This window comes from Virgibacillus sp. DJP39, from assembly GCF_049310925.1.
Taxonomy (GTDB): Bacteria; Bacillota; Bacilli; order Bacillales; family Amphibacillaceae; genus Virgibacillus_F.
Window position 1 is genome coordinate 17,525 of record NZ_JBMERP010000025.1, and the last position, 12,082, is coordinate 29,606.

Below are 12,082 nucleotides of genomic sequence, written 5' to 3' on the forward strand. Positions count from 1 at the left end.
AATCCTCTTGTTTCTATATTAAATGTCATTTAAATGTCATGGTCTCGTATGTTTTTTATGTCAAAATGATTTATACTATTGGAGTAGTGGAATCAACTAAACATATATTAGAAAACTTGGATTATCGCCAAGCCTTAATGGCGAAAGCCTTAGTTGCACTTATGCAGTAAGAAAGGATTTATACTTTCTTATCTGCCAAGAAACACCACTTGCTCAGTAATGAACATTAACTTAACTTCTAGGGAGGTTTTACACTATGGAGATGGATACGGTCTTAATTAGTAGACTGATTACCGCAATGACACTCGGATTTCATATTATATTTGCTACTATTGGCGTTGGAGTTCCTTTGATGATTTCAATAGCAGAGTTTATTGGAGTTAAAAAAAATGATTCACATTATCTACTGTTAGCCAGGCGCTGGGCACGTGGATTTGTTATTACCGTTGCAGTAGGTGTTGTAACTGGAACTGCTATTGGATTGCAATTATCTTTAGTGTGGCCTAACTTTATGCAGGTTGCCGGAAATGTCATCAGTTTACCATTATTTATGGAAGTTTTTGCATTTTTCTTTGAAGCTATCTTCTTAGGGATTTATTTATATACATGGGATCGTTTTAAAAAACCATTCGTGCATTGGTTCTTATCCATACCGATTGTAATTGGAGGTGGGTTCTCAGCCGTATTTATTACAACCGTCAACGCATTTATGAATACTCCAGATGGATTTACAATGAAAAACGGCACTTTCTCAGCCGTTAACCCTATTGCAGCTATGTTAAACCCAGCTACGCCATCGAAGGTGTTTCATGTTCTAAGTTCGGCATACCTGACTTGCGCAATCTTTCTCGCTGCTGTAGCTGCTTTTATGATTCTAAAAAGAAAGGTATCTCCTCTTGGGAGTGCCTATCATAAAAAAGCATTAAAACTTACGTTGACTGTAACATTTATATTTGCAGCCATAAATTTGGTGGCGGGTGATACTTCTGCCAAATTTCTTGCTGAGCACCAACCAGAAAAGTTAGCTGCTGCTGAATGGCATTTTGAAACAGAAAAAAGTGCAGACCTAATTTTATTTGGATGGTTAAATGAAAATAATGAGCCAGTTGGTGAGATTCGCATACCTGGAGCACTGAGCTTTTTGGCACATGGGGATTTTAATAGTATGGTAACGGGGTTAGAAGAGACCCCGAAAGACGAGCGACCACCACTTTGGATCCATTACATGTTTGATTTAATGGTAGTAATAGGCATGCTTCTAATAGCAGTTCCCTTACTTTACTTTATCGTTAGTAAAATTAAAAAATGGAATACGCATAACAAATGGATGTTATCGCTGATTGCTATAAGTGGACCCTTAGCATTTCTTGCGATTGAGTTTGGTTGGATTTATGCTGAAGAAGGACGACAGCCGTGGATCATCCGGGGTTATATGACAGTAGAAGAAGCAGCAACATCTTCCCCCTACATCGGTTTAATGTTCTTCTTATTTTTAGGGTTGTATATCGTATTAGGTACATTATGTGTTATAACCTTACGCAAGATGTTCCGTGACAATCCAGCTGAGGAAGAATTAGAAAAACATTACCCAACCATTGAAAAGGTTGATGAATAAATATAACTCTTTTGTGATTACTACCTGAGATCTTAAGTTGGGAGGTTGATACGTTTATGAATAGCCTAAAAGAATTGGCATACTCGCAGAAAAAAACCATGTTGTTTCTGTTAATTTCAGCTGTGGTTACAGGTATAGCAATTGTTGGACAAGCCTACCTAATCGTTAGAATAGTTGATGGAGTTTTTTTGAAGGATCAGTCTTTCCAGGCAATCCTCCCATTATTGGCAGGATTGCTACTCATTCTCTTGGTTAGAACACTATTCACCTATTTGAGCGGGCGTACTGGTGTCAAGATGGCCGCTAAAGCTAAGAGGGATTTCCGAAAATCCCTCCTAAATAAATATTCGAAGAATCCGTTACAAGCTGCGTTGCGAGGACAATCAGGGAAAAAGGTAAGTGTCATGATGGATGCTGTTGATGGAATTGACAGCTATTTTAGCCAGTACATTCCTCAAGTAATGAAAACTTCCTTCATCCCATTTTTAATTCTTGTAGTAGTTTTCACGCAACACCTTAACACTGGGTTGATTATGCTCATTACGGCCCCTTTCCTTCCTGTTTTTATGATTATTATTGGATTGCAAACAAAAAAGAAATCAGAAGAACAGTTGGAAAAGCTTTCGGCCTTTTCTGGACGTTTCCTCGATACGTTACAGGGACTTACTACGCTAAAATTATTTGGACGAGCGAAACAACAAAAAGAAATGATTAGCAAAACCAGTCTAAGTTTTCGTGATGCCACAATGGAAATATTAAAAGTAGCCTTTATCTCTTCTTTTATGCTAGAGCTGATTTCGATGCTCAGCATTGGAATCATCGCACTTGAAGTGGCAATTCAGCTAATCATCTATGAAAGCATCTCCTTCTTTACCGCTTTCTTTGTGTTAGTACTAGCTCCTGAGTTCTATTCGTCATTAAAGGAGCTGGGAAGCACATTTCACAATGCCCGAGGTAGTATGGGGGCTGCGCAAAAGGTTGCAGATGAATTGGCAGAAACAGAGCAGGAAATTAAGTGGGGAAATACAAATTTAGCTAAAGAAGAAACACCGCCAAAGATCAATTTGCAAAACGTAACCTATAGTTATGGGGAAGATCAGTTTTCGTTAAAAAGTATCGATGCCGAAATTCCTTCAAATGGACAAATTGCAATTGTTGGCCGTAGCGGCTCAGGAAAAACAACACTTTTACATGTGATCGCAGGTCTGATTGCTCCTTCTGAAGGAAATATAGCCATCAATGGCAGAACTTTATCCGATTACAAAGAACAAGATTGGTTTGACCAATTGAGCTATATTTCGCAACATCCGTATATTTTCTCAGGTACCATTGCAGAAAATATTGCAATTGGCGGAAAATTGGATGCCTCGCGTTTCGAATTAGAACAAGCTGCGAAACAGGCGGGAATTTCAGAAATGATACAATCACTCGAAAAGGGCTATGATACCCCCGTCGGTGAAGCAGGAAGAGGACTTTCTGGTGGAGAAAAACAACGCGTCGCAATAGCTAGAGCTTTTCTGAAAAGGCCTTCCGTTACTCTTTTTGATGAGCCAACAACAGGACTTGACCTGCAAACAGAACGAATTCTGCAAGCTTCGATCAAACAATTGTCGCAAAGTTCAACAGTGATTACTGTGGCACATCGCCTCCATACGATTAAAAATGCCGATAAAATACTGTTCTTAGAAAATGGAAGCTTAGTTGCAGTAGGAACACATGATGAACTGATCGATACGGTGGCAGAATATCGTGATATGGTTTCTGTACAGCAAGGAGGGACTGCGGAATGAAAGATTTAGCGATTGTTATTAAACTGCTGATGGTTGAAAAAAAAGATATTCTTTACTCGATTATCTTTGCCTCCATTGCTGGAATGGCAGCTGTGGGTCTCTTTGCCGCCAGCGGATATTTGATTTCAAAGGCAGCCCTTGCACCTCCTTTATATGCATTGATTGTTTTAACATCAACTGTGAAATTGCTCGGAATCACGAAAGCAATCAGCCGTTATGCGGAAAGGTATTTTTCACATCGAGCGACATTTACAATCTTACGTAACTTGCGTGTTTCCTTTTTTGAAAAACTTGAACCATTAGCACCAGGAATTTTTCAAAGGTATCGCAGTGGGGACTTACTTTCACGAATTGTTGGAGATGTTGAAAGTCTACAGAATTTCTATTTAAGAGTTTTTTACCCTCCTATTGTTATCGTCACTGTATTTTTAAGTACGATTCTATTTACCGCTTTCTACTCCGTTTATGTGGCACTTGCATTACTTGGTGGCCTTATTTTGACAGTTTTTGTTGTTCCGGCTTTGTTTGCGTTAAGACAAGCAAAAATTGACCATCATGTTCGAGAAGGAAGAGGCGAATTATCAACAGAAGTCACCGAATTCCTTCATGGCTTTCGTGATTTAAAAATATATCAAAGACTTGATGAAAAAGAACAGCGGTTAATCCAATCATCTAATGCGTACATTAAAGAGCAGGAAATTGAAAATGTGAATACGATATTTAGTCAATCCGTGAATACATTTGTATCGCTTCTTGTGTCCTGGTTTGTCTTGGTAATGGGCGCTTACTTAGTTGTGAACGGCCAATTGGATGGGATCTTCTTGGCGATGCTCCTGATGATTTCACTAACTGTTTTTGAGGATGTTTCCCCAATGGCCGTCTTCCCTATCCACATACAAGACAGTAAACAGGCAGCAACGCGGCTGTTCTCCGTCGTTCGTGATGATGGAGAAGCGGTGAAAGAGCTTGAGCAAATAGAACAGCTTCCGCGCAATACGACACCATCTATTGAAATGAACGGTGTCACGTTTGGGTTTACAGACGAATGGCGAATGGCTTTAAGAAATGTTGACATGAAGCTGCCAGCTGGTTCAAAGACAGCTATTGTTGGTCCCAGCGGATCTGGAAAATCAACCTTGCTGCAGCTTTTACTAAAGATTAATCCTGCCAATCAAGGTGAAATAAGTCTCGATGGCATTTCTATCGATCGATTAAATCCAGAAAATATTTGGAAAAAGGCTAATGTAGTCCTACAGGAAAGCCACTTTTTCTTTGGTACTGTACGGGATAACCTACTACTTGCTAATGATGAATTGACCGATGAACAAATGGAAGCCATGTTAGTAAAAGTAAAACTTGAACACTTTTCGTTAACTAATTCTGTCCTTGAGAAAGGTGAAAACCTTTCAGGAGGAGAAAAACAAAGGCTAGCTATTGCTCGCGCGATGTTGAAGAATGGACGGCTCTGGCTATTGGATGAGCCAACTTCCTCTATCGATGCGCTTACGGAACATTCCATATACGAACATCTTTTTGAACTAGCGAAAGACGACACGCTCGTACTTGTAAGTCATCGATTAACAGGGCTGGAAAGAATGGATCAAATTATTGTCATGGAACAAGGGACAATTATTGAATCCGGTACTTTTAATGAGTTGATGCAGGCAAAAGGCTACTTTTACGAAATGAAACAAATTGAAAAAAGTTTACTTTAAGTAGAACCCCCCCTGGCTCAACTTTAGAGTGTGCCAGGGGGTTTTTCAAAGGACTCTTTACGTAAATTTTGTTGCTTTTATAAAGCGCTATCCAAGGTAATATAAAACGAGTTACCCACTCCCCCCGAACTCTTTCTCAGAAAGAATATTCATATTAAATCCACCTTTGTAATTTTTTTGTGACATTTCCTTTGCTTTATTCGCTTCGATACCTTAATCAAGCTTTTACCTATACTTGTACATATGAACACTCATCGAGCATTTTTTAATCCATCCAATTTAGTTACTTTAGGATGCACAAGGACAGTCTCTATGCTTCTGAGAAAAACAAATGAAGCAGTAGAATCGTCCGTCCCCCATGCTTCCAAACAGGTTGGGATTCTCGGGCTTATTTTAACACCGACCAAAAAACGCCTAAATACACTGTGAAAACTAAAGTAAAAAATGCCAAAGCCCAAATTAAGTTTTGTTTTATATTTTTTCTGCTAAATGCAGAAATAATAAAAACTAATAAGTTTGCACATGCCCCAACAAAAGCAAGGGATAGTATAGCTTTTATTAATTCAATTTTTGGAGTATGGTCAGGTGCAGATCCAAATCCCATGATTCCGGTAAAGAACAACATGGGATGTACAAACAATAAAATTAAATTAACCAATAGATACTTTTTAAAAACACTCATTGAGATAGATATATACGTTTATCTGGAATAGTATAATCTGGATCATTTTTATAAAAAACTAAAGATCCTTCCCCTAAAAACTCATTATTTTCTATATAGATAAAAGTAATTCTGTTCTCGTTTACTATTTCATCATAAAACAGATTCACCATATCTGGATTTTTTGTCATATCCCATATATTGCTGCATTTATAATAATCTTTAGGTAATAACTTCTTTATTGTATAACGGATAATAATACCCCCCGGATTATATATTATAATTGTCTTTTTATAATTGATAAGTACCTGTCCCCTTACGTAACCTCTTCTCTTAATAGTTAGAATTAACCCAGTTCCATTTTTTTACAAGAGGATAATAGATTATGCAATTAATTTGAATCCTTTTCTGCCTTATCTATAGAAAGACTGGTCCCAATCAAGATAATTGAAACCACATCAAAAATAACCCATATTTCTTTGGATGCGTATATTGGAATAATAGGGTTAAACAAAATAGCCAATCCAAGATATAAATATTCAAATCCAGATTTGTTGACTTTTTGAAAAGAATTTATTGTTAGTATAACGGAAATAATAAATACAAAAATTCTTAAAAACTCGTAATATGAATAAGGTTGATTTAAAATACCAAAAAAAATAACAATTATTAACAGAATACGTGCTATCATATTAATATTCAATTTTCATTACTCCCTTAACCAATATGTCCATTCATATATGAATTAACAAGTAAGTATAGTAGGTTTAATATCAAACCAGCTATACCCATCCATAACCCACTATGCACTTCTTTATTAAACTTTGTTAAACCAATTATAGAAAAAATTAATCCTACAAGTGGAATAATACCAATAAAACCGCCTAAAAATATGGAAACAATACCAATCCAAAAACTTGTCTTACACCATACATTTTTGGCCATCATAGAATTATGTTGTTTTAATGAATTTGCTTGTGACCTATTATTCATAGCTAATGTACCTCCCTTATGATCTAGTATGACAATGTCTACCTAACTCTAACATACACATAAGAAAGTCTAGTACTTTTGACAAGTTCCTGTCACCCAAACTAAAGACACGCGGTTCTAGAGAATAGTTCCGGGTGACAGGCACTATGCTTTATCAAGAATAAAAGAGGTAACATACCCACATGATTCAATTAATACTTCAGCGAGTAATGAACCTAATACTTGTCCTACTGCCAAAAGTAAAAATGGTAGGGTGTCCTTTAATTTGGTTCCCTTTTTATTCCAAAATACCAACATATGAATCTTCTTTTCTTGCGGTATGATAGTGTGTTTCGCACCCTCTTTAAAATCACTTGCAGCATGTTTTCCGTTACCTTTTAGATAACCCTTAAATGTTAATCACCTACTTTCATGATAGAATTGTTTTAAAAGAGAATGGAGTGTTTTAGAATATGTCTAAACTATTTAATGGAAATACTAGTAAAAATCCTGTGTTTATATGTCCACACTGTTTAGAGTATTATTCTCATACTTGGTATTTCGTACATGGTCCATTCGGTACTGATCCAGGAACAACTATAACTGAAAAAGATCCTGATCCATTTGGTTTTGATAATTTATCTGGAATAATTCAATCAAATTGCAATAAATGTGATAAAATCACCTATTGGTTAAAATCTATGCAAGGTGATGAATTACAAGTTTATCCTATGAATTTTGAGAACATTTCACCACCGCATAAAGATATGCCTGAACATATTAAGAAGACATATAAAGAAGCAGGTTCTGTTATGCATTTATCATTACGTTCATCTGCAGCATTAGCAAGATTAACACTAGAAAATTTACTAGCACATCTTGGATATGCCAAAGGTAAACTTTACGATAGAATTAAAGATTTAGAAGACAGTCATGATATCAGCTCTGTTCTAAAGCAAAAACTACATTTAGTACGTAAAGTAGGAAATACAGGAGCACACACTGGCTCTATTAGTTTTGAAGAGCATCCAGAAATACCAAAACATTTGTTAACTATAATTAACGACATAGTTGATGAACTAATAACCAAACCAAAAACTTTAGAAGAACTTAAAAAATTTATAGATGGATAAACTCACTCTCCAATAATTGACTAGGCACTATGCTTTAAAGATCAGATGACTCTTAGTATTTGCAGAGCTCGAAGTGGGTAAATCGAGTAAGACTACTAGTGTCCGAAAGCTTCAAGATATAGCAATGGTGAAAACAATTCCACACAGTTTTAGGAAAATTCCCTATAGCTGAGAAAAGTTTCTTTCGTTCCTTCATGGTATATCTTTGCCAGATGTTGGAAGAGAAGTACAAATGAATTTGGAAGCTATTGAGAAAACACAAGAAAATTCAATAGAAGCGCGCTATTTTCCAACTAAAAAAAGAAGGCACTCTTACAATTTAAAAGAGGCCTTCTTATTAAAGTATTATTTAACTTAACCTTTTACTGTGCCTGCGTCGGCTGGATGTACTCCATGACGATAGAAGTCAGCATCAATAGGATCCATTGGTTTACGTCCAAGGATTAGGTCCGATGCCTTTTCCGCCAACATAAACACAGGAGCATGGATATTGCCGTTAGTGATATAAGGCATGGCAGAGCACCGGCATGCATTTATTAGCCCTTTAAAAATTCAAATTCATATCCCTTTTCTTCCTCTTTATAGTGAGATTTCAATATAGTTACTGCAAACAACGCCTCTATTAAATTCCCTACTTGTTTATTACTATCTTCAGATAAACTAATATTGCCTAACCATAGGATTTTTGTTGGTTTCTTATCATCAGATTCTCTTATAAAATATCCATACTTGTCTAAGATGCTATATACTTCATTCCAATATTTCTTCGGTAATCCTTTTGCGTTAAACTTTAATTCATAATAAGGTAAAAGACTTTTATTATTTGTGCTCAAGTATTTATGAAATCCGTATTGAGTTGTTATTTGTTTTTTACCTTTCCCTACTCTCGCAACCATAAATCTAGATTTTTCATCAGCAAAAGTTGTTTTGTTTCCACGATATCCTATAGTTCCTAAGTAAACTTCACAAGGAATTGAATATTGTTCGTTACTAGCTTTTAAGGAATAACTGATAACGTCCCCTTGCCATGCACCTTTTGCTTTAACACTCCATTCAGAGGTTTTGTCATCGCTTCGCTTAAGGTGAATATTATTATTAAAAAAATGCCGGTCAAATGAATGATCCTTGATTATTCGAATAAATTCATCAGCTACTATCTGATTGTCTTTATTATCGTTACTTAATTCCGGACTAGCATCTTTTGGCGCAAAAAATTGGTAAGAGGTATAAGGCACCCCAAACGGGGAAGTTTCATTCAAGTAATCCTGAAAACTCATTTTAGAAATTGTAGCTGCTTCTTGATGTAATTTTCCTTTAACAAAGATAGAACGATATAATTTTGGATCTTGTTCTTTAAGATAATTGAAAACCATTTCAGTATTAATCTCTTTCCACTCTATGTTGTTAGTTAAGCAAATTTTTTGTATGTCAGAAGGAACTTTCTGTCCTATGAGCATTGCCCTTATCCTTTTATTGACCTTACTTTTTAATCTATCAATATAATCTTGGATTTGGTATACATTGTCAGTTACAATAACATCTCTCTTTAACTCTGTTAACAAAATATTGTCTTCTTTATCAGCAAAGATTAAGTCCGTTCTTTTATTTTCTAATTGGCCCTGCCTTTCAATTAACTGCAAACCATCTTCTATTAACTCTGGATGAACTACCAATATATCTTCGAACTCTTGCTCAGAAAGAATATTCATATTAAATCCACCTTTGTAATTTTTTTGTGACAGTTCCTACGCTTCACTTTTAGGGACTCATGTGAGTTTACCGATACTGATAGCGATTGGACATTTCCTTTGCTTTATTCGCTTCGATACCTTAATCAAGCTTTTTCCTATACTTGTACAATGTGAACACTTATCGAGCATTTCTTAACCCATCCAATTTAGACCCTTTAGTATGCATATTGACAGTCTCTTTGTTTCTGAGAAAAACAAATTGAGCAGTAGAACGGTCCCCCCATGCTACATTTCTAGTATTAACATTTTCAGTGCAATAATCTATTAATTTTCTACATAAAGAAACCGCTTGTTGGATTATATTTTAATATCCACGTTACAATCTCTTATTGCATCGCGATTTATTTCAACGTCAATAAGGTCAGAATTCACAATGATAGGAAAGGCGTATTCTTTACTTCCGTTTAATGGGAAGTCGCAAAATAACTTTGGCATTTTCTTTGTTTCAATTGTTCTAATAGTACCACTCTTTGTGGCTATTTTTTTAGCTTTGAGATTAAGTTTGATCATTTTCTATCTCCCATGTTCACAATCGCGCCTGATTGTGTAACATGGTTATCCAATAATTATAAATCAGATCAATCAACTTTTTTATCTTCTAATAATTTATGATTGAATTTCTCATCTTTATAACCTATTTTATAATCTAAATATATATCACCTTTTGTTTTTCTACTTGTCCAATATACACCCTGCAATACCTCAGTTTCATCCAATAAAAATCTACTAGTTCCGTACTGTATTGGATTAGTATCACTGAACTTACTTTTGGGGTTTGTAATATATGTATAATATAATACATAATTCCCATTTTCCTTCACTATCTTACTAGTAATAGTTGTACTTATTATTTCTTCAGTTACTAACTTAATATCTAAATTAAATAAACTTTGCCTTACATATATCTTCAAGTTCTTATGTTCAACACTTCCATTATAGCTATACTCTATAGTACCGTTATAATGTTTAAATAATTTAGGTGTCTTTTCAATGGGATTAAATCTCCAAACCCATTTTTCGTATAACACTGAAATAATTGTAGTTAGAAAAACGGCTAAACCCGCATAACTAGAATAGTCCCTAAGCGAATTAGGCTTGAGAATAAATATACAAAAAGTAAATAATGCAATACAAGCATAAAAAGCAATCTTCAAATGCCTTTTTACTTCCTCAGTCATATAAACTCCCCCTAGATATCATATTCATAAAAGTTGTACAAATCTTTTATAAATCTAGTATAATTTTCAAAATCAGCACTTGAAGAGCATAAAGGTTTTAATCCATTCGCTTCCTTATAAGAAGGTAAACTACTATTATTTCCCCAAAGATATTCTATTACATCTCCTAAAACGAACTTATAAGTTGTATATTTTGTAAATACCTCATTAGGTAAATTCCATAGAAGAGATTCTAGACCAAATGAACTAACGTTATTTGCAGCTTCATAATTTTCTTCTTGCATAATATATCTCATCTTTTTAATAATCCTAACCATTTTTTTATAATATGTATTAGTATGATTATTTTTATCTCTTCCATTTTTTATGTGTTGTTCTGGATAATTAATAATTGTTTCACCTTCATCAGAACTTATTACGATACCACCAACATAATTTGTTGACTGGTTTGTGTAGTCATTTCTATAGTCTCTACGTCTCATACAAGGAACACTATCTGCGTCTACCCGATATGTATTACCGTGTATTTTTATTGATTTATTTTTACGCTCTACATCTCTACCAAATTTACTTCTTAAAGCTTCTTCAACTTCGTCTTTAAATGTTTTTTCACTTACATCAGAATTAGAAAATCCATAAGTATCGTCAGTAATACCAGCCCTATATACTACTTTAAAAGTGGACTCTAAAACTACTGCAATATCCACATCACTTTCTGTTCTAACATTTGTGTTGTTAGCATATGAACCCTTAACAAACATTTTCAACTTCCTATTTTTTGCATTATTCCTCATTTCTATAGAATATGAAAAAGTGTCTGAAAACATCTTTTCAATTGTTTGTTCATCATCACTGAATCCAATTCCTTTTAGTGCATCCCTTACCATTCCAATACCATTTTTACATTTTTGCTCCTCTGTCTCACTTAGAGGTGCTGCAAATAACTTCAATGTCTCTTCTGAGAACTTCATTGATACTCTGACTCCTTTCTTTATTAATCTTTTTTATTTAATTTAAATATATCCTATTCAGCATATTTCCATAAAAATTTTAATATTTCCTAAAAAACCAATAAGGTTATTAAAAGTACCTCCATTACTCTTCAACTGTTTAATTATAGCATTTATTATATTAAATTTACAAAATAATTAAAAAAATAGTAATATTCATTGTAGTACTTAAAAGAAGGTAAAAATTTCCTACACTTTTTTATCATTAAGTGGTAAAAACTATGTCATAGATGGTACATTTCATTGACTGTAATCAT

12 protein-coding genes are annotated in these 12,082 nt (G+C 34.7%); 5 read left to right on the top strand and 7 right to left on the bottom strand.

What is annotated here, in order from left to right; all coding sequences use genetic code 11:
- The first annotated feature begins 256 nt into the window (after window positions 1–256).
- From ACOI1D_RS10155 to ACOI1D_RS10170, 4 genes are all read left to right on the top strand, one after another.
- Entirely contained in the window at window positions 257–1,615 is a 1,359-nt protein-coding gene (locus ACOI1D_RS10155; RefSeq protein WP_422501169.1) for a cytochrome ubiquinol oxidase subunit I, read from the top strand.
- A gap of 56 nt (window positions 1,616–1,671) precedes the next feature.
- Complete coding sequence (cydD, locus tag ACOI1D_RS10160; RefSeq protein ID WP_422501170.1) at window positions 1,672–3,405, top strand: thiol reductant ABC exporter subunit CydD; 1,734 nt, start codon at window positions 1,672–1,674, stop codon at window positions 3,403–3,405.
- Entirely contained in the window at window positions 3,402–5,120 is a 1,719-nt protein-coding gene (gene cydC / locus ACOI1D_RS10165; protein WP_422501171.1) for a thiol reductant ABC exporter subunit CydC, read from the top strand. Before cydD ends, cydC begins: the two co-directional genes overlap by 4 nt.
- Window positions 5,121–5,545: 425 nt before the next feature.
- A complete protein-coding gene (locus ACOI1D_RS10170; protein ID WP_422501172.1) occupies window positions 5,546–5,833 on the top strand; it encodes a hypothetical protein in 288 nt (95 codons plus the stop codon).
- A 339-nt stretch (window positions 5,834–6,172) separates the two neighbouring features.
- Here ACOI1D_RS10170 and ACOI1D_RS10175 read toward each other — a convergent pair whose 3' ends face one another.
- From ACOI1D_RS10175 to ACOI1D_RS10185, 3 genes are all read right to left on the bottom strand, one after another.
- Window positions 6,173–6,472 (bottom strand): DUF6804 family protein, encoded by a 300-nt coding sequence (locus ACOI1D_RS10175; protein ID WP_422501173.1) that lies wholly within the window; start codon window positions 6,470–6,472, stop codon window positions 6,173–6,175.
- A 26-nt stretch (window positions 6,473–6,498) separates the two neighbouring features.
- On the bottom strand, window positions 6,499–6,774 hold the full coding sequence (locus ACOI1D_RS10180; protein WP_422501174.1) for a hypothetical protein: 276 nt from the start codon (window positions 6,772–6,774) through the stop codon (window positions 6,499–6,501).
- Window positions 6,775–6,918: 144 nt separating this feature from the next.
- Window positions 6,919–7,071, bottom strand: a complete 153-nt coding sequence (locus ACOI1D_RS10185; RefSeq protein ID WP_422501175.1) for a hypothetical protein — start codon at window positions 7,069–7,071, stop codon at window positions 6,919–6,921.
- Window positions 7,072–7,226: 155 nt separating this feature from the next.
- Between ACOI1D_RS10185 and ACOI1D_RS10190 the strand changes: the two genes are divergently transcribed.
- Window positions 7,227–7,886, top strand: a complete 660-nt coding sequence (locus tag ACOI1D_RS10190) for a DUF4145 domain-containing protein (protein ID WP_422501176.1) — start codon at window positions 7,227–7,229, stop codon at window positions 7,884–7,886.
- Window positions 7,887–8,422: 536 nt separating this feature from the next.
- On the opposite strand, the gene ACOI1D_RS10195 is transcribed toward ACOI1D_RS10190, so the two are convergent.
- The 4 genes from ACOI1D_RS10195 to ACOI1D_RS10210 form a co-directional block, all read right to left on the bottom strand.
- Window positions 8,423–9,595 (bottom strand): endonuclease NucS domain-containing protein, encoded by a 1,173-nt coding sequence (locus ACOI1D_RS10195; RefSeq protein ID WP_422501177.1) that lies wholly within the window; start codon window positions 9,593–9,595, stop codon window positions 8,423–8,425.
- A gap of 339 nt (window positions 9,596–9,934) precedes the next feature.
- Window positions 9,935–10,147 (bottom strand): hypothetical protein, encoded by a 213-nt coding sequence (locus tag ACOI1D_RS10200; RefSeq protein ID WP_422501178.1) that lies wholly within the window; start codon window positions 10,145–10,147, stop codon window positions 9,935–9,937.
- A 68-nt stretch (window positions 10,148–10,215) separates the two neighbouring features.
- Window positions 10,216–10,815, bottom strand: a complete 600-nt coding sequence (locus ACOI1D_RS10205) for a hypothetical protein (protein ID WP_422501179.1) — start codon at window positions 10,813–10,815, stop codon at window positions 10,216–10,218.
- An 11-nt stretch (window positions 10,816–10,826) separates the two neighbouring features.
- Window positions 10,827–11,786, bottom strand: coding sequence for a nucleotidyltransferase domain-containing protein (locus ACOI1D_RS10210; protein ID WP_422501180.1), 960 nt, complete (start codon window positions 11,784–11,786; stop codon window positions 10,827–10,829).
- Between the last annotated feature and the right edge of the window lie 296 nt (window positions 11,787–12,082).

Bases quoted from the DNA above. Each gene is read 5' to 3' on its own strand.
- ACOI1D_RS10205 (WP_422501179.1), bottom strand. From the start codon at position 10,815: ATGACTGAGGAAGTAAAAAGGCATTTGAAGATTGCTTTTTATGCTTGT.
- ACOI1D_RS10185 (WP_422501175.1), bottom strand. From the start codon at position 7,071: ATGTTGGTATTTTGGAATAAAAAGGGAACCAAATTAAAGGACACCCTA.
- ACOI1D_RS10195 (WP_422501177.1), bottom strand. From the start codon at position 9,595: ATGAATATTCTTTCTGAGCAAGAGTTCGAAGATATATTGGTAGTTCAT.
- ACOI1D_RS10175 (WP_422501173.1), bottom strand. From the start codon at position 6,472: ATGATAGCACGTATTCTGTTAATAATTGTTATTTTTTTTGGTATTTTA.
- cydD (WP_422501170.1), top strand. From the start codon at position 1,672: ATGAATAGCCTAAAAGAATTGGCATACTCGCAGAAAAAAACCATGTTG.
- ACOI1D_RS10155 (WP_422501169.1), top strand. From the start codon at position 257: ATGGAGATGGATACGGTCTTAATTAGTAGACTGATTACCGCAATGACA.
- cydC (WP_422501171.1), top strand. From the start codon at position 3,402: ATGAAAGATTTAGCGATTGTTATTAAACTGCTGATGGTTGAAAAAAAA.
- ACOI1D_RS10200 (WP_422501178.1), bottom strand. From the start codon at position 10,147: ATGATCAAACTTAATCTCAAAGCTAAAAAAATAGCCACAAAGAGTGGT.
- ACOI1D_RS10180 (WP_422501174.1), bottom strand. From the start codon at position 6,774: ATGAATAATAGGTCACAAGCAAATTCATTAAAACAACATAATTCTATG.
- ACOI1D_RS10210 (WP_422501180.1), bottom strand. From the start codon at position 11,786: ATGAAGTTCTCAGAAGAGACATTGAAGTTATTTGCAGCACCTCTAAGT.
- ACOI1D_RS10190 (WP_422501176.1), top strand. From the start codon at position 7,227: ATGTCTAAACTATTTAATGGAAATACTAGTAAAAATCCTGTGTTTATA.